13 protein-coding genes and 1 pseudogene are annotated in these 19418 nt (G+C 42.4%); 5 read left to right on the forward strand and 9 right to left on the reverse strand.

The genetic code is table 11. From position 1 onward, the window contains the following. Nucleotides 1–71: 71 nt before the first annotated feature. Nucleotides 72–1073 (forward strand): LacI family DNA-binding transcriptional regulator, encoded by a 1002-nt coding sequence (locus tag P3L44_RS00925; RefSeq protein ID WP_215954363.1) that lies wholly within the window; start codon nt 72–74, stop codon nt 1071–1073. A 24-nt stretch (nt 1074–1097) separates the two neighbouring features. Next, on the forward strand, nt 1098–2072 hold the full coding sequence (locus tag P3L44_RS00930; protein WP_140171948.1) for a nucleoside hydrolase: 975 nt from the start codon (nt 1098–1100) through the stop codon (nt 2070–2072). Nucleotides 2073–2123: 51 nt separating this feature from the next. Here the strand turns inward: P3L44_RS00930 and P3L44_RS00935 are convergent, their stop codons facing one another. From P3L44_RS00935 to P3L44_RS00965, 7 genes are all read right to left on the reverse strand, one after another. Continuing rightward, nucleotides 2124–3512 carry an amidohydrolase family protein gene (locus P3L44_RS00935; RefSeq protein WP_272661813.1) on the reverse strand — a complete coding sequence of 463 codons (1389 nt, stop codon included), beginning with the start codon at nt 3510–3512 and terminating at the stop codon, nt 2124–2126. Nucleotides 3513–3653: 141 nt separating this feature from the next. After that, a complete protein-coding gene (locus P3L44_RS00940; RefSeq protein ID WP_272661814.1) occupies nt 3654–4604 on the reverse strand; it encodes a carbamate kinase family protein in 951 nt (316 codons plus the stop codon). A gap of 76 nt (nt 4605–4680) precedes the next feature. After that, on the reverse strand, nt 4681–6243 hold the full coding sequence (locus tag P3L44_RS00945) for a hypothetical protein (protein WP_004262962.1): 1563 nt from the start codon (nt 6241–6243) through the stop codon (nt 4681–4683). Nucleotides 6244–6487: 244 nt separating this feature from the next. Then, nucleotides 6488–7903: a DUF1116 domain-containing protein gene (locus tag P3L44_RS00950; RefSeq protein ID WP_272661815.1), complete on the reverse strand. Its 1416-nt coding sequence runs from the start codon at nt 7901–7903 to the stop codon at nt 6488–6490. Further along, nucleotides 7903–9453 carry an acyl-CoA synthetase FdrA gene (gene fdrA, locus P3L44_RS00955; protein ID WP_140171953.1) on the reverse strand — a complete coding sequence of 517 codons (1551 nt, stop codon included), beginning with the start codon at nt 9451–9453 and terminating at the stop codon, nt 7903–7905. The genes P3L44_RS00950 and fdrA overlap by 1 nt, the downstream gene beginning before the upstream one ends. Then, a complete protein-coding gene (locus P3L44_RS00960; RefSeq protein ID WP_272661817.1) occupies nt 9443–10366 on the reverse strand; it encodes a DUF2877 domain-containing protein in 924 nt (307 codons plus the stop codon). The genes fdrA and P3L44_RS00960 overlap by 11 nt, the downstream gene beginning before the upstream one ends. A 35-nt stretch (nt 10367–10401) precedes the next feature. Further along, a complete protein-coding gene (locus tag P3L44_RS00965; protein WP_272661894.1) occupies nt 10402–11007 on the reverse strand; it encodes an ankyrin repeat domain-containing protein in 606 nt (201 codons plus the stop codon). A 594-nt stretch (nt 11008–11601) separates the two neighbouring features. Here P3L44_RS00965 and P3L44_RS00970 point away from each other — a divergent pair. After that, nucleotides 11602–12534 (forward strand): LysR substrate-binding domain-containing protein, encoded by a 933-nt coding sequence (locus tag P3L44_RS00970; RefSeq protein WP_004262950.1) that lies wholly within the window; start codon nt 11602–11604, stop codon nt 12532–12534. Between the two features lie 2 nt (nt 12535–12536). On the opposite strand, the gene P3L44_RS00975 is transcribed toward P3L44_RS00970, so the two are convergent. Continuing rightward, on the reverse strand, nt 12537–13394 hold the full coding sequence (locus P3L44_RS00975) for an alpha/beta hydrolase (protein ID WP_227528874.1): 858 nt from the start codon (nt 13392–13394) through the stop codon (nt 12537–12539). 101 nt (nt 13395–13495) lie between these two features. Further along, nucleotides 13496–14947, reverse strand: a pseudogene (locus P3L44_RS00980) (TonB-dependent receptor domain-containing protein); the annotation flags it as partial. Between P3L44_RS00980 and P3L44_RS00985 the strand changes: the two are divergent. Then, nucleotides 14948–17740 (forward strand): efflux RND transporter permease subunit, encoded by a 2793-nt coding sequence (locus P3L44_RS00985; RefSeq protein ID WP_272661819.1) that lies wholly within the window; start codon nt 14948–14950, stop codon nt 17738–17740. Between the two features lie 489 nt (nt 17741–18229). Then, complete coding sequence (emrA, locus tag P3L44_RS00990) at nt 18230–19402, forward strand: multidrug efflux MFS transporter periplasmic adaptor subunit EmrA (RefSeq protein WP_004262941.1); 1173 nt, start codon at nt 18230–18232, stop codon at nt 19400–19402. Nucleotides 19403–19418 lie beyond the last annotated feature (16 nt).

Consider the following 19418-nt stretch of genomic DNA (forward strand, 5'->3'; position numbering starts at 1 on the left):
CATGGCTGTATATAAAAGTCAGAGTGGCTGCTATTCTTTGGCAAAGTCATGTTAGAAAAAGGAATTGCTGGGTGTCAGATACAAATGACCGTAAAGTGACGCGGGTAGATGTTGCCAGCGAAGCCGGAACCTCGGTTGCGGTAGTCAGTTATGTGATTAACAATGGCCCTCGTCCTGTTGCAGAGGCAACGCGGCAAAAGGTGTTAGCCGCAATCAAAAAAACGGGGTATCGCCCCAATGGTATTGCTAAAGCTCTTGCATCTGGCAGTACACAAACTTATGGGTTAGTGATCCCCGATATTTCTAACCCATTTTTAGCTTCTATTGCCCATGCCTTGCAGCGTGAAGCATTCAAACATGGACATGTCTTGTTGTTGGGGGATGCGGGGGATTCTCGGGTTCGTGAAAAAGAGCTGATTAATAACCTTTTGCTCAGGCAAGTTGAAGGGCTTATTTATACCAGTGTTGACCGGCATCCCTATGTTGATTTAATTCAGTCATCGGGCACGCCTTGTGTGATGCTTGATAGGATTGAAGCCACAGAAGGGATCAGTACCATTCAAGTGAATGAGAAGCTCGCAGCCTATAAAATTACTCGTCATCTCATTAAGCATGGCTATCAAAATATTGGCATTATTTGCGGCCCAAATGAGATGCTCAATACCCAAGACCGCTTGAATGGTTGGAAAGCTGCGCTGACAGAAGCTGAGTTATCCATACAACAAAAATGGATTTTATCGGGGGAATACACCCGTGATTGGGGTTACCAAGCTATCTATCAGATGCGGGAAGAGGGATTCCCCGAAGCTATTTTTGCCACGAATGAATTGCAAGCTTTTGGCTGTTTAAAAGCCTTAGCAGAATTAAAATTACGCGTACCAGAAGACATTGCACTGGTATGTTTTAACGGTACCGTGCAATCAGAATATACTGTTCCAACTCTCACAACTGTTCGCCAGCCTGTTGATAAAATAGCGCAAAAAGCGATACACATCTTACAAAATTGGCCGCAAAAAGAAGCCATTTGTGAAGTGGAATTTGAATTACAAATCGGGCACTCATGTGGGTGCTGATTATTTATTGTTTCAGGGAAATTTATGCGTGTGATTATAGATTGCGACCCCGGTAATGGGGTCGTTGGTGCTAATGTTGATGATGGCCTAGCACTTGCGCTGGCTATCGCTGCACCTGAAATCAAATTGGAAATGATCACCACAGTTTCGGGTAATACACCTAGCGAAATTGGCTTTGACGTTGCTAGTCATTTAGTTCATTCACTGGGTGAAAATATTCCTGTTTATCGTGGTGCGTCGTCAGCGTTGGTTGAAACTAGCGCACCATGGCGTGAACTACTCGATAACGGCGCTGAACGAGCGCAACTTACGCACCTATGGGATGGCCTTCCATCCATACCTAGCTTACCGAAGTCTATCCCAGAAGCCGCGTTACGTATTGGCGAGTTAGTTTGCCAGAACCCAAAACAAGTCACGATTATTGCCATTGGCCCATTAACCAATATCGCAATAGCAATGCAGTTGTTTCCTGACATGGCTAAAAACGTGGCAGAGATAGTAATCATGGGGGCGGTTTTTAACGTGCCGGGGTACTTGAAAGACACTAATTTTGGCATCGACCCTGAAGCGGCCTACGCGGTGCTTAATAGTGGAGCAAATCTGACTTTAGTGCCAATGGATGTCACCGTACAAACGCAAATGGTGCATGAGGATCTTGATAAGCTTGCTCAAATTGGTACACCACTGAGCCGTTTTCTTGTAGCAACAATGCGACCGTGGATGGACTATTCACGTGCGACACGCCATTTAGCAGGGTGTTGGATACATGATGTGTTAACCGTAGCATGGTTATTGGATAAGAGCCTGGTGACTTATGATAAAAAGCACGTAGGTATTGAGCTTCAGGGAGTGCTGCGCGGTAAAAGCTTTTGCTATGACGCACTGCGCTTACGGGTTGGGGTTCCTGAACCAAAAACAAAGCCAATTACTGTGCTGCAATCCGTAGATAACTCAGGTTTATTAGATTTAATCTTTAATACGCTTAAACTGAAAAAATAGTGTGGCATGAAAGAATAGCACCTAAAGGCGCTATTCTTATGTTAATTATCACTATGAAGCGGATTTTGGCATTATTCCGTGGGCTAAATGGCCTTTATGGAAAGTCGCGAATCTTGGGGAAATCCGTGCGACTGCCTCAGCAGAACAAGATGCATCAAGCAGCACAAAGCTGGCGTCATCCCCTTTAGCTGGCCACATTTGTTGGCCTTTTTCATCTAACGGCAGAATATTACCTGTTGCGATGGCCAGTGAACGGGACAGCGATAGCTCATCAGGGCGAGTATAAAGCTGCGCGTATAAATTGGCTTTTTCTAGCATATCGCCTAGGCCAAAGGGCGACCAATGGTCAATCACACTATCCGTTCCGGTCATCACAAACACCCCATTTTTATTTAGTATTTTCAGTGGCATATGCAGTGTGCCAATCGGGACGGTAGAGGCAATGGTGATTTGCTGCTCAGCCAACTGTTTTGCCGTTTTTTCCGCTTGTTCAGGGGTGAGTGTTGCCAGTGCAAAGGCATGGCTGATGGTCACTTTACCGCGTAAGCTGCGGTTTTCATCCACCGTTTTAATCATATAATTGATAGCAGCAATGCCTGCGGGACTGGTTTCATGTAGATGAATATCCACGCCTTTGTTGTAGTCCAGCGCAATTTGGAACATCGAATCGAGAGACTTTTCCATCGCGCTATCCACATTGGTTGGGTCTAAACCGCCAACGTAATGAGCACCTGCTTGCATGGCTTCACGCATTAACCCTTCTGACTTGGAATGTAGTAAACCATGTTGTGGAAAGGCGACGATTTCGCAAGTTAGGTCTTGTTGGTGTTCTCCAAGTACTTTTTGTAAGGCTTCTAAATTTTTCAGACCGGAAACGGGTTCGATATTACAATGGCTACGAGCAATGGTCGATCCTTGGGATTGGATCAACGCGATCAATGCATTTGCTCTTTCTTCAGTGAAAGGTTGTAATTCAGGTAGCAATTTTTGCTCTAACGCGATCATGTCCATAATCGTTTTACCTTCACGTGACTGTGGCGCTTGCCATGGCCCACCATAGAAGGTTTTATCGAGGTGGATATGCATGTCGCGAAAGGCCGGTAACATGAGTTTGCCTTGCGCACTATAGGCATTTAATATGCCATCTGCATGTTGTTTATTGGGTAAAACGGCCGCAATTTTACCATCACGGATTTCTACAGTATGTAAGGCGGTTTGGGTGCCGACGACCGTCGAATTATGGTAATTAAAACCCGTTTCGAGTAATACATCATCGAGGTAATAATGTTTATCCGTGATACTGGATTGGCCTGCTGTTTGGCTAGCTTGGCTTTGGGCGGAGGCAAAGCCCGATACCGCGCCGAATAAAGTGCAAGCGGCTGCGACTTTAGCGCTGGTGGAAAGGAACTCTCTTCTGCCTGATGATTTTTCTGCTTTCATAGAAACTCCTAGTGATATCCATTTACTGTCGAATTTCCTGTTTTTAAGCGACACTTACCCACTCAGATCGTCATCAAACGATCTGAGGAATATTGCGGTTTGCGACTAACAAAAAATTCGCATGATCCAGATTATAGAAACTTACCCTTGAACAATATGGGTTCCCGTTTCACCGCGTAAGGCTTCTGGTAGCTTTTCAGGGGTGGTGATGATCACACGTTTACCGCCATTGGCAATAAACGATAGGCTGGCTTCAATCTTCGGTAACATGCTACCCGCTGGGAAATGGCCTTCTTCCATGTAGCGTTGCATGTCGCTAGTGCTGGTTTCGCCAAGTGCTTTTTGTTCAGGTTTGCCGAAGTGAATACACACTTTTTCGACACCTGTGGTGATAATTAAAATATCGGCATTGAGCTCTTTTGCCAGTAAAGTTGTTGAGAGGTCTTTATCAATCACCGCGTCAACACTTTTGTAGCCACCATTGTCGTTATCAATGACTGGAATGCCGCCACCACCTGCGGCAACCACCACATAATTGTGTTCTGTTAAGGTGCGGATCGCTTGTGATTCAACGACACGTTTTGGTTCTGGAGATGCGACTACACGGCGGTAACCGCGGCCAGAGTCTTCAACAAAATGCCAGTTTGGGTTTTCTTGTTGTAAGTGCTGAGCCTGTTGCTCAGTGAAAAATGCCCCAATCGGTTTGGTTGGCGCGCTAAAGTTTGGGTCATTTTTATCGACTTCAACTTGTGTCACTACTGTAATTGCTTGGCGGTTATGGCGTTTTGCTAAGACGTTAGTCAAAGCTTGTTGAACTAAATAGCCAATTCCGCCTTGAGTATCTGCCACACAGTTAGCTAGCGGTGTTAAAGGTAAACCTTCGGTTTCGTGTGCAATTTCTGCACGGCGCAAATCTAATCCAACTTGAGGTCCATTTCCATGGGTCAAAACAATGTTGTAATTACCTTCAAGCATGCCATTAATATGATGTGCGACTTCTTGAACGGCTTTTTCTTGAGCTTCGATAGACTGGCTGTTGTTATCTTTGATAATACTGTTGCCCCCGATGGCAACAACCACGAGTTCTTTCATTGTTAATATTTCCTGAGACAGAGATTTAGCTGATAGTAGGTGTACAGCGCACACCTACTATAAAAGGTTGGCTTAGTTACACTGACTTACTGAGTTTCTCAGATTTTTCAGCTTGTTGTTCTTCCACCGATTTCCGGCTATCTAAAAAGTGTTTGAGTACAAATAAAGCTGCCATCATGAGGTATGCGTAAACAAACATCAAGGTTGAACCAGTAGCAATTCCGACCGCTGGGGAGTGAATAATTCCGAAGAATACTAATATTGCTCCCGCGGCAGCAGCAATGGCTCCACGCAGTGGTTGGTTGAGGATAGCAAAGATAGCAATACAGCCCCATAACATACTGGCTAACGGCGCACCGTTACCTAAATGAACTAGACCTTGGTAATAAACACCTTTGTGTAGCAAGGTTTCAACACCAATTGCACTCGCAGAGGTGCCCGCCGCGCCCATGACACTATTAACCATCGTCAATGCCCAGTTAGCAATCCACGGGAATAGACAGATAAAGATAACGGGAACTTCAATTTTTGGCGTTTCTCGCACAACTTGGTTGGCGGTGACAACACCGATAAACACCAGTATTGGCACGATAGCGGTCATTGGAATGATAGCTAACATAAAGGCACCGATACCGAATAATGGGACGATAAACATAGTGATACCGGATGCTAGGGTATAACCTACGCTAGCGCCCATGGCTTTCCAACCCGCATGGCCGACATAAACAGTGACAGGGAATGGGTTACCCATAAAACAGCCAACTGTAGACGATAAACCGTTAGCTAACATAACCTTACGAGTATTATATTCATCACCTGCAGCATGCGCACTTTCAATATTTTCAAGGTCGAAGATATAGTTTGCTAAGCCAAGTGGTACCGCAGACGCTAAGTAAGGCAGAGCGTGTGGCAGGCCTTGGAAGAAGCTATCAATATGTATGCCCGGCGGGTTGAAACCAAATGACGCCATTGAGTCTTTGATTGCTTCCGCACTTTGCAAGCCAGAAACCCATGCCAATACCGTACCGGCAATTAGCAGCAATAAGCCAGTTGGGATGCGAGCAAAAATCGGTTTTTTACCAAACCAGTTAATGAAAATTAATAACAGCACAATGAATGAAACCGTTGGTGCTTCAAACGCTTGCAGCATCGGGTTCATCGCTAGTAACAGTAATCCTAAACCTGACAAACAGGATAACAGTACGGTGCGAGGGATCATCTTACGGATGGTTTCACCTAAGAAAGAACCACCGACGAGGATCATTGATTCGACAAAACACCAAACCAGCGCAATTTGGATCGCAAATTCAGCATTCTGTGTTGTTTGGTAGACAGGCATGATGACTAAGAACGTCACCGTAAAGATAGAAGGCGCACTGGGCCCTGATGGTAAAGCGGTGACATCATTGCGTCCAGTTTGCTTTATCATTTGCTGGCCAAAGTAAGCATAGCTCACGCTGGCAAGTAAAACAGCGAAACCAAAGGCTGGTGCGATACGGCCGTAAACAATTTCTGATGGGATGCCGACAACGAAAATCAAGAGACCCATCATGGTGAGTAGGTTAGTTAGGTTATTGGTCATTAAGCCGAAGTAGGCGGCCAAATCCCCACGTTTCCATTTGATATTTAGTATATTCATAAAATACTCCCATACCCGTCATACTTTGAACCGCAGCGTTGTTGGCTGCGTTCATTCACCCTAGTCACATACTTGTGTATGCTCCTAGGGACTCATTTACTTGCCGCCTAGCTGCAATTCAAATTATTTAGGGTATACCCCTACATTTTGAGTTACAGCACTGTTTTTCAAATAAAATTAATCAGGGTTCACGTTTTATTTTTATTGCCCAACCGGAGTTGGGCGTCTTTTTTATGATTGAAAACTAAGCATATTTCTGTGCGTAGGCCAACATGGCTTTTTCAAAGCAATCAAACGGCGGGTGAACAATACCTGCCCCAATCATACCGATGCCCGCATCTTTATGGGCAATGGCTGTGTTGATAACAGGTAAAATACCACTGGCTGAAACCTTCGTAATATCAATAGCTGTAGGGATACCCATAAAGCCCAGTAATGGAATAGTCACGTTCGGGTTCTCACCTAAGGTGATTTCACGCATTTGGCGAGAGAAATCGACCGCTTCTTCTACCGTACCGCCAACGAGTGCCACAATAGCTGGCGCTGTTGCCATAGCAAAACCGCCAATACCGTAGGTTTCTGTGATTGCAGAGTCACCGATATCTAAACCAGAGTCTTCTGGTTTGTAACCTGCAAACATCGGACCGATAACTTGCTGAGAAGGCCCTGTGAACCATTGACCTGGTAGTCCACTAATGCGTAAACCAAATTCATAGCCATTACGCGCCATGGTCGTGACAACAGTGCTGTATTCGATACCGTGAGCCGCATCCATTGATGCTTTACACATCGCCATCCACGTTGGGCCGGAGAAGTAATCGCTGCTTGCAACAAAATCAAAGACTTCTTTTTGTTGTGCGACAGAGAAATCAGTTTGAATGATCCCAGTCGTGAGCGCTTGGATAAGTAAGGTTGTTCCTGCATTGTTACGGTTATGGCACTCATCGCCCATATGTAGTGCTTGCGCAAGCATCAAACGTAGGTCGATTTCACCGATGATTTTCATTGCGTCACGCAGCATTGGGCCTAATACATCACGCATCCAATTTAAACGGTCTATTACACTTTGGTCGTTGGCACCCATGCGCAGAATTTTTGCCATTTGCTCACTGAGGTTAGTAAACGCGCGGTTACCATAGGTTTTATTTTCAACGATATGCATAAACATCGATGCAGAAGTGACACCTGCCATCGAACCTACACAATCGTGTTCATGGCAAGGGGAGAAAATGATTTCCCCCGAGGCCGCAACGCGTTCTGCATCAGCTAAGTCTTTCGCTAATCCTTCGAAAACCAGCGCTCCCGTCACCGCACCTTTCATCGCGCCACACATATCTTTCCAAGCAACCGGTGGACCTGCGTGTAGGATAGTATTTTTAGTCATGCCCGGAACCACATTAATCGCTTGGTCGTAACCGATTAACACAGGTTGAGATTGAATAATGCGCTCAAACGCTTGGGCATTGGCGGCTGCAATTTTTTCTTGTAGTGCGGCATTACCTTCAATTTGGTCGAGGGCGCGGATAACCGCAACGTTGCCTTGTCCGGGAGGAGTCCAGTTTAAATGCGTAACTGGAACATGTTGTTTTTTTAGGTCATCACTGAACATTTCGATGCCAACATTGATGACATTTAATGGCTGCTTAAATAATGAAGTCATTATGCTTTCTCCCCTTTCCATACAAACTCACGCCCTAATAAACCGGTATTGGTGCTGCTACTTGCCCAGATGACTCCAGCATCTGTTAGCATTTTGACTTGCGCATCCATCGATGGGGTGTCTTGGTCAGTGCCCAGCACATAGCCTAAAATTTCTAATTCACGCCCATCTTGTTTAGCAATATTCTTCGCTTCTTTAATTGCGTCGATCATCACGCCTACTGGGTCTTCGTGAGAACCAAAGCCCAAAACGAAGTCCATCATAATGACGCCAACTTCAGGGTCGCGAGCCTCTTGTAATAAGCGTTCAATGCGGTTGGTAGGGTCGATCATTGGGTGCGGTTTACCGTTGGTAAAGTCGTCATCACCAAAGTCGAGGAAAGTGTGTGCAATACTTTTGTTGAGGTCTTTTAAGCGATAATCAGGGTTTGGCTGAATATTGCTGTAAACATCATCGTATTTCTCCAATGCGGCAAACATGGCTTCATCGCATAGCGTTCCACCACAGAATAAGCCACGAATATATTTCTGCTCAGGTTTCAGTTTTGCTCTGACTTCGTCAATAAGTGGTAAATTAAGCGGGTGTAAATCTAAATCTTCTTTGCGAATACCGGTTAATAGAACGGCTTTCAGTGCGGCTTCTTTGGTGCCCTGAGCAAAGGTTAGACCCGGTTTGTCTTCTGGTAGTGGTTGGCTACCTAAGAAACACACAACAACCGGTTTGTGGCATTTTTCCGCTTGTTCTAACACTTTTTTCGCAACGTTAGGAGCTGGTGGCTTAGAGATCAATGCGATAACTTGGGTTTCATCATCGGCATCAAGCATTTTCAGGGCATCAATCATCATGATACCGCCAATTTTCTCGCTTAAATCGCGACCACCGGTACCAATTAATTGGGAAACGCCTGCGCCAAATTCGTGAATACGGACGCTGAGTTCTTGGCTACCCGTACCGGATGCACCGATGATGCCAATGCTGCCACGGCGAACGCTATTACCAAAGCACAGCGCGGTTCCGTTGATAATGGCAGTTCCGCAGTCAGGGCCCATCATCAGCAAACCTTTCTTGCTAGCCAATTGTTTAAGGGCAAGTTCATCTTCAATGGAAACGTTATCGGAAAACAGCATGACGTTGAGGTCATTTTCTAACGCAATGCGCGCTTCACGAGCAGCAAACTGACCATTGACTGAAATGACGGCGAGGTTGGCATCTGGGATATGCGTCTTCGCTGAATTAATGGTGGCGTATTTGGCTTCATGTTGCCCACCACCCTGATTTTTCTTATTAAATAAGTCTTCGATAGCAATTAATGTGGCATCGTTTGCTTCATCGCTTGGGCCTTTAATGACAATCATTAAATCGCCATTTTTGGCCTCTTCTAATTCAGGTGTTAGTAAACCTAAATTACGTAAAACACCTTTATTCATCTCTGTTGCCATCGCGACAAACGCTTGTTCAACATTGTCGAGCTGATTGGCTTTCGTCGAAATAGACATCAGTGATACGGAATCAAAATAAGTATTCTTTTTTATGACAACTTTAGTCGACATAGTTTTCTCCGAAATAATGGGTGATATACAGGGCATCTCGCAAGCCAAATAGCATGTCGCTGCCAGAACTCGACCCGATATTTAAAATCTCTAAAATTTGTGGATAAATATATGTTTCTTTCGCATCAACTAATGATTGAATTAATTGCTGCATATTTTCTCGATATTCTTGGTTTAACGCTTTTTCCAATGTGATGGCACTAATTGGTGTCGTCTGGCTGAGGCTTTGGGTTATTCCTTGATAAAACTCAGGGTAAAAAGTGGCAGCCGGATGACCGGTTAATAATAAAAATGCCATTAACCCAACTAAGTAATCATCTCCTGATGGTGTTAGCCCGATACCTAATCCAACAAGCTGGCGGATCACATCGATAACATTTTCTTTGTTTTTCTTAATTATTGATTCAATCAATTCAGAACGTAATTGAACCAATTGCGCTGTCATAGTGAGATAAAAAAAATTATCTCCCTGATATTTAAATAGAGAATTTTTATTTTCAGTTAAGATTAGATCCAAATTACTTATTTGTTCTTCGATATATAATAAATAATTTATTTTTTTCAGTTTGTTATCTCTAAAGTTGATAACAGGTTGCCGCCATTCTTTACATAAAGAAAATGATATTAAATAATGACTACCAATCAATATTTCTTTATTTGATAAATTAATGTTCTCTCCTTCTTTAATATCGAAAAGAGAAAAGTCTTTATTGATTAGTCGGCAACTATTTGGTGCATTATCTAACTGAGAACAAAGCAAAGTATAAAGTTCATTATCAATAGAAAAGTTAATGGCTTTATTAAAAACTTGTTCTACTGTTCCTTGGGGTTGTGGCTGATGAAACAAATTGAGAAAATGTGTATCAGCCGTTAGCCCGTATAATCTTTGCCGATGAGATATGGATGCGTTCACATGCCTCCTTATCCTATTTAAAGTCTATGATTTCGCTAGGCTCCAGCTGCAATCAGTAACTCAGCAATCTCGTTATAGCCTTTTTCACGAGCTAGCTCTAATGGTTTTTTACCATATTTATCAGTCATATGTGGGTTTGCACCATGGTCTAATAGCAATTTAACGATTTGCTGTTGTTTTTCGCCACCGTCATTGAGCACGATAGCTTCTAATAGTGGTGTCCAGCCCACGAAGTTTGTGTGGTTAACATTAATCTCGGTTTTTTCAAGTAATTCGCGAACAATTTCCACGTGGCCTTTTTCACTTGCAGGTGTAATGCCCACGCCACCAAAACGGGTCAATAAATCTAAATTTGGTTTTGCAGGTAAAACAATGCGTAACAATGTGAGGTCATCATTAAGGCAGCTTAATAAAAAAGGGTTAAAACAGGTTTGGTCTTGTTTATTAATATCCGCCCCTGCATTAATTAGAAAAGAAACACATTCATAATGTTTATTCAGGCTTGCATTAACAATTGCCGTGCGGCCTTGGCGGTTGGTGGTATTAATATCCACACCTTTTTCAAGACAACTTTTTAATATTTCTAATTGTCCTTTTTCAGCTGCAGTTAAAAAGTCGTGAGCGAGAGTACTAGCGGTCATCATTTTCCCCTTAGGTTGGTTTTTATTACCAACATAGATAAAGACAATTTGAAGATTATTTATGATGTTTAAAGCATAGCAATTGTCATTAATAAAAAGAATCCATTTAAATTTAATTCATCAATGAGGCGTTTAATTGTTGAATTCAATTCAATAATCCGGCTTTTTTGTGCGTGTGAGCATCCTTTTTTATCGTTTTTTGATGGTTTGTGACTGTTTTATGAACAAAATTGTATGATTTATTTTGTTAATTAAAATCGAAAATCATGATTTGCTCAGTTCTGTGATAGACATCAAATTGAAAGTTTTTAATTTGTTAAATTTGTAATTTTATTGATCTCGACTGTGTCGAATGTTAATGCTTGGTTTGGCTATTAAATTCAATAATATTAAGTATTTCGAATATTAATAGTTACTTTAAAGGTGTGGTTTTTACTTGGCGAAAATGCATATCAAATTTAATCTATTCCAGTTGTTAATAATTCTGTTAAGCTATAAAAATGTGCTCGAAAAATAATCTGATTTTTACGTTATTGAATTTTATTCACATAAAAATATGATTTGTCTAAATTTTAAACATTTTTGGCGGTGGGTATGAACTCAATTTTTACGGAAGAAAACTTACTGACTTACACAACAGCGGCGAAGTTTGCGAGTTTTAGTAAAGCAGCGGAAGAATTAGGCGTGACCACCTCCGCGGTGAGTTATACCATCAAACGTATCGAAACCTATTTAGATGTGGCGTTATTTATTCGTAATACCCGTAATATTGAACTCACCGAAGCCGGTTATTATTTTTATCGCAAAGCAACCGACTTGCTTAATAATTTCCATTCCATTCAAAAAAGTATTTATTCTATTGAGCAAGGTATTGAAGCGCGGGTACGTATTTGTATTAATCAGTTATTATATACGCCCTATCATACCGCTAGGTTATTGCAAATATTAAAAAAACAGTTTGCTACCTGCCACATTACAGTGACAACAGAAGTGTACAATGGGGTTTGGGATGCCATTATTAATAACCATGCGGATATTGCGATTGGCGCTCCAGGCACTTTGATGGATGGCGGTGGAATTGACTACACTGAAATTGGTGCGATTCACTGGCAATTTGCTATAGCGGCAACTCACCCTTTGGCGTTGATGCCAGAGCCCATCGCTGAGAGCCAGTTGCGTCTTTATCCAAATATTATGGTAGAGGATACCGCGCATACCATTAATAAGCGGGTGGGCTGGCTACTACATGGGCAAGAGGCAATTCAAGTTCCTGATTTTAATACTAAATGCCAGTGTCAGATACTCGGTGAAGGGATTGGCTTTTTACCCGATTATATGATCAAAGACCATGTTAAACATGGTTTGTTGGTAACAAAACAAATTCAGAACCCACGACAAGATTCCCATATGCTATTAGCCACACAACATTCGGCTACTGGGCTTGTGACGCAGTGGATCCGTAAAGAATTTGGTGAAAAGGGGGTTTTAGCAGACCTCTACAGCGACCTCCTAAAACCCATAAATTAGTATTATTGGCTAGCGACATCAAGGGCTTTATCGATGGCATCAGGGATCACTGAACCGTGGTTTTTGCCATCGAATAAGGTAAATTCACAGTGCCTTTGGTGGTTTGCAATTTCAGTGCAAACTTGGCGTGTGCTAATCCAACTTTTGCGCGCTTGGTAATTTTGTACTTGTTCGGCGCTCAATTTGGATAAATCAGGGCTCTCTTCTAAACCGCCTAAAGTCACAAATAAGGGGGAAGCCGTTTGTTTCGCCGTCAGTTTCGCTAAATCCACCATACTTCCTTTACCCCACCATAATGACGGGCTGGCAGAAACATAAAACTGAAAATCATCCGGTTGTTGTTGGTATGCCATCAAGGTAAATAATCCACCAAATGAATGGCCAAATAGGGTTTGCTTGCTTTTATCAATAGGAAACTGTTGTTCTGCCCATGGGCGAATAGTGTCAGTTAAAAACTGGTATAGCGCAGGGGAGCCGCCCCCTTGTTTAAAATCGTCACCTGCAACAGGTGGGGTATAGTCGTAAGTTCGCCATGCTTTTGGAAAGGCTTCATCGATTGGATAACCAATTCCAATAATAATCGGTAGTTTATCTACGTGGAGCTTTTCAACAGCGCGATTAACGGCTTTAGGATATAAGCCATTGCCATCAAGCATATACAGGACAGGGCGTTGTGCGGTGACATTATAGGGTACTGCACTGTAAATGCGCAGCGCACGGTCACCGTAGGCCATATCCGTTTGTTGGATATCGTAAAATTGGCTGACTTGCTCGTCCATACTCGGGATAGTCTGGCTAGGGCGTGCGAATGCACTGCTTGCCATACATAATAATAAGCTGGAAATTAATAATTTATTCAATACTCGTCATCCTTCAAGCTGCAGGGGTGTTGACTACGCTCAGCAACCCGAATTACATACTTTTGAGGGTATACCTGAAACAGGCACACCCTCAGAGCTAATTAGAAACTAACGTTAACGTTCGCCCAATAGCGGCGTCCGTCTTCAATATCCCAGTTGCCACCACCTTGTGCATCAATTTTATCGCCTTTTTCATTACCAATATTTAATACCGCAAAGTTGAGTTTGGTATTTTTCAATAATTGATAGGTCGCACCGACATCCATAGTGGTATAGCCATTACGGTAACGAGGGACTGATGTACCATTACGCTGTGCTGCCCAAACTTGTTTTCCCACATATTGCGCACGGGTATACAAGTTGAGGTCTTCGCTAAACTGCCAATCTAATTTCGCATTGGCTAAGTGTTTTGGTGTCTTATCCAAAGGATAGCCCTTTAAAGATTGTCCACTAGTTAGCTTTTCATCATCACTTTTACGTTCTGAGTCGGTATAGGTATAGTTCAAACTCAGCTTCCAATCTTCTATAATTGGAATACCTGTTGCGACTTCAACCCCTTTAATGTTTGCTTTACCGACATTGTCATAGGTATACAATTTTAGGCCTGTAAGAGGGTCAGTTCCACCAGTGTAATAACTGGTTAATTTATTTTTAAAATCAGTATTAAAGAAGGTTAAGCTTGCATCAAAGCCTGATTCATGGTTATAGGCAATGCTGATTTCTTCACTAACACTTTTTTCGGGTTTCAGGTCAGGGTTACCATGAATGATACCTAAGCCTTTTTCAGTAGACGTTCCATAACTCGGGCTAATTTCGCGTAATGTTGGCGCGCGGAATGCAGATGAAACGCCCCCTTTAATGGTAATCTCATCGGTGAGGTAATAGACGGCATAACCTCTTGGGTTCCAGTGGTCGCCATAAAATTCATGGTGATCTAAACGTAACCCACCCGTCAATATCAGATTCTCTGTTGCCGTGAACTCATTTTCTAAGAAGAAAGCGTGTTGTTCCGCGGTCATTTTCGCATTTTCAGTTGTTGATGAGCCTGTTGCAGAGGTGTCTTTTAGTTTCGCATACTGGAATTGACCACCAACGGTTAGGATATTGTCTGGTAAAAACGCAACCACTTTTCCATCAACGACTGTATTGGTAATTTCGGGTACTCGTGCGTCATAACGGTATTCTGTAATTTTAGTCGCAGGGTCTGTTATGTCTGTTTTAGTTCTTTTTTTCGTATTCTCTTGATAAACACTCAACTCAGTATTGAATGAATCCCAGTCCCCTTTATAGGTTAAAGCAAAATGGTTACGGTCATTATGGATTTCAGAGTGTTTATTTGCTCTTGGCTTACCATTAAACTCACTGGTTGGTGCAAGGGAGTAACCCGGTTTTTCTTCCCTTTCCTGCGTGGTTCTACCCGCTTCTAATAAGAAAGTCTGGTTATCCATTGGGGTAAACGTCAGTTTTGCGGTTAGGCTCTTATTATCTTTCTTGTGATGGCCATCAGCGATTTTATCTTCTTGGCGGTAATCCCCACCACCATTGAGTTCGATTTGAGTATTGATGCGCATGTAGCGACCAATGATGTCAGAGAGCAAATAGGGCAAATTCGTGGAGAACTACCACAAACCATTGATGAACCTCTTATCAACCGTATAGATGTTGAGGGCGGAGCTATTTTGCGCTATTCCGTTTCATCAGAAACGGAGTCCATTGCAGATTTATCATGGTTTGTCGATGATACCGTCAGCAAGCAGCTGATTACCGTTCCCGGCGTGCAAAAAGTGAGCCGACTGGGGGACACGGAGCGGGTGATCCGCATTGAGCCAGATGCCAACAAACTGGCGGCCATGCAGATATCCATTGCCAGTATCAATGAGTTGCTCAAAAATAATCATCAAAATTCTGCTGGGGGAAATGCGAAATACAACGCATTGCAACACACCATTCGTGTGTTAGGGGAAAAGCAGGCAGTAGATGATATTAAAAACCTCATGCTACCCATTGATAACCAAAAATCTGTCAGGTTGGGTGAAATCGCTAATATTTATGATGGCCATAAAAATGTGAAATCTATTTCGCAACTTGATGGTAAAGAGGTTGTCGGGTTTGCGGTGTACCGTACGAAAGGCTCGAGTGACACCAAAGTGGCACAAGGGGTCGCAGAGGTACTGGAAAAACTGCAAAAAAACAACCCCAATGTGGAAATAAGCCTGATTTCATCAACCGTTAAATATACAGAATCGAGTTTTACCATAACCATCCAAACCTTGTTGGAAGGGGCTTTTTTAACCGTTATTATCGTGTTTTTCTTTTTGAAAAGCTGGCGAGCCACTTTGGTGGCAGCAGTGGCATTGCCTCTGTCGATATTACCGACCTTTTTTATTTTGATGTTATTTGATTACAGCTTAAATAGCATCACATTACTGGCTCTGACGTTGGTGATCGGTATTTTAGTGGATGATGCGATTGTTGAAATTGAAAATATCCAAAAATATATTGAACGCGGTGAACGGCCGTATCTTGCTGCATTGAAAGCCTCTGATGCAATAGGTTTTGCGATTGTTGCCATTACGCTAACTATTGTCGCAGTATTTTTACCCGTTAGCTTTATTGGCGGCTTTGTGGGGCAATATTTTGTACCATTCGGTATTACCGTTTCTGCCGCCGTGTTGTCTTCCTTGTTGGTGGCAAGGTTAGTCACGCCATTAATGGCTGCCTATGTATTATTGCCACAAAAAGGTGTCCATGAAAGCGTCGAAACACCAACTTGGATAGCGCGTTATACCCATTTTTTATCGATGACACTGAAACACCGTAAGTTGGTATCGACGTTAGCGGGGGGGTTTTTGATAGGCTCAGTGGCATTTACGAGTTTTTTACCCGTCGGTTTTATGCCTGATGGGGACATCAGTGTTAGTCAAATCAATATTGAGTTACCACCGGGAACACCTGTTGAACAAACACAGCAAAAAATTAATGAAATCGCCAAGCAGCTAAAAGATAGGCCTGAAATCTTATCGACCTATACGATTGCAGGGATCGCTGATGACTCTGAAGGTATTGCTCAGCACAAAGGGCAGATGGTTTTAACCTTAACAGAACCAAGCGAGCGTGAACTTTCCCAAAAGGAGTTTGAGCTGGCTATCTCTGAATGGTTAAGCCAAAAAATCGATGCACGTTATACCTTCAGTAACAGCAATGGCGGCAAGGAATTTTCCTTAATGTTTACGGGCAGTGACCCCGAGCAACTGGAAAAATCGATGCAAAAGTTACGTGATGCCATTGCTAAAGTGGACGGATTTAAAAATGTGCAGGTGATGAAGCCTCTATTGCGTAAAGAACTGATTGTTAAACCTAATGTTGTTGATATTGGCCGTGCGAATGTCAATGTGGAAGAAATTGCCAATACCTTGCGTATCGCCACCATGGGGGAGGCAAACTCACGTAGCGCTAAGTTTAATTTGCCTGATAGGCAATTAGCGGTACAAGTGATTTTACCGGAGTCCCAGCAAAATAATATTGATGCGCTGAATAATTTGTATGTAAGAAGTCAAAATGGGCAAAGTGTCCCGATTAAATCTGTCGCTAATATTGACTCCAGTGATGGGCCTTCTCAAATTGAGCGAATTAACCGCCAAAGACAGATGTCGATAGAAGCCAATTTGGAAGGGATCACACTAGGGGAAGCATTAGATATTGTGGCGCTACTTCCTGAGTATCAACAACTGCCACACAGTATTTCCCAAGTGGAATACGGTGATATGGAATATATGATTGATATGTTTGAACGCTTTGGTACCACGATGGTATTCAGTGTGTTACTGGTTTTTGCCATTTTAATTGTGTTGTTTAAAGATTTCATTCAACCGATTACCATACTGGTTGCTTTACCCTTTTCGATTGGTGGTGCAATTATAGCCTTAGTGTTATACGGTGCGATGATCGATTTACCTGTCATTATTGGTATTTTAATGCTGATGGGGATTGTGACGAAAAACTCGATTTTGCTGGTGGAATTCATTCTTGAAAAACAACGTTCGGGTATGGCGCGAGAAAAAGCAATTATTGAGGCAGGACAAGAACGTATTCGGCCCATTATTATGACGACCTTTGCCATGATTGCAGGGATGATCCCATTAGTGCTAACCAGCGGGGCAGACGCCGGGTTTCGAGCCCCTATGGCTATTGCTGTGATTGGCGGCTTACTAAGTTCTACTATCCTTAGCTTGTTATTCGTCCCTGTGATTTATAGCTTGATGGATGATTTAAAACATAAATTATTACCTCAGCTCGCTAAATTAACTTCAGTGACACAAGAAGACCGCAATATTAAGCATTGGTAAAGAGATAACAGCTGGCCGAAAGGCCAGCAGAGATTGTTGACAAAGCAGGATAAAAGCGTGATTTTGCCACTTTGTGTTAAGCCCATATTTAATTGATTAATCGAGAGCTAACTTTACTCGCATGGCTTCAAATTAAAATTGAGAATTACAAATTAATGAATCATAAATATGGACTAATAAATAGAAGTATTTAATCAAAAAAAGAATATCAATAATTGAGTGACGGAATTTTTATCATAATAAATATCATTTGAACTATTTCATTAATTTTTATCGTTAATCTAATTAAGAATGAATTTCATTGTTTTGATAATAAGCATTAATCTAATGTTGAACTCTAATTCTCTTTAATTACTTGTTTCATATCAATGAATTAATGGTTTTTTGTTGGGATTAATTTGATTGTAAATTATTAGCTATTGCTTTATTACATATAGTTCGTAAATATATAGGAAGAATTAATATTGATTTCAGAACTTGAGGGTTATTATGAGTCAAGATACCCATTCAGAAACACATAATCAAAAAACGACGAATGAAAAACGCAGAACAATATGGATGGTGATAGCCACAATAATTATCATTCTATTATTTGTAGCCTACGGTGCTTATTGGTTTTTAGTTTTACGCTTTCAAGAATATACCGATGATGCCTATGTATCTGGCTTGCAAATCCCGATAGTTGCGCAAACAACGGGTAATGTTACTCAAGTTAACTTTGAAAACACCGACTTGGTAAAGGCGGGTGATGTACTCGTTGTATTAGATAAAACTAACGCCCGCTTAGCATTCGAACAAGCCAAACATGATTTAGCAACAACCGTGCGCAAAACCAAAGAGCTCTATATCAATGGTGATGAATATCAAGCACAAATTCAAAAAAACCGGGTGACACTTGCGCAAGCTCAAAAAGATTATCAACGTCGTGTGGCTTTAGGCCGCAGTGGTACCATTTCGAAGGAAGACTTACAGCACTCCCAAGAAGCGGTGCAACTTGCTCAGGCAGCTCTGGATATTTCTATTCAACAATATAATGCCAACCGTGCGTTGTTGCGTAATACGGAGCTTAAAAAACAACCAGCAATTCAGCAAGCGGCTGATAGTGTACGCAGTGCGTGGATAAACTTACAACGTACTGAAATTAAAAGCCCGATGACGGGGTATGTTTCACGGCGGAATGTTCAAGTCGGTTCTCAAGTCAGCCCACAAAGCTCTTTAATGGCCATTGTGCCTGTCCAGCCTGTTTGGGTAGATGCAAACTTCAAAGAAACCCAACTGGAAAAAGTCCGTATTGGGCAACCCGTGACGATTAACAGTGATTTTTACGGAGATGATATCGTTTATAACGGTACCGTTGTCGGGCTTGATATGGGAACCGGCAGTGCTTTCTCATTATTACCCGCCCAAAACGCGACAGGGAACTGGATTAAAGTCGTACAGCGCTTGCCTGTACGCGTTGAATTAGACCCTGAGCAGGTGGCGAAGCACCCATTACGCATTGGGTTATCCATGAATGTCACCATCGATATTAAAGACCAGAATGGCCCTGTTTTAGCGGAAGTTCAGCGTACAGCACCTGCATTTGAAAGTGATGTGTTGGTCTTAAACTTAAGTGATGTCGACCACATCATCGACACTATTATCAGCGATAACGCAGACTAGCTTGAAAGGAGCCGTT

Source organism: Providencia sp. PROV175, from assembly GCF_032707045.1.
In the GTDB taxonomy this organism is placed as follows: Bacteria; Pseudomonadota; Gammaproteobacteria; order Enterobacterales; family Enterobacteriaceae; genus Providencia; species Providencia hangzhouensis.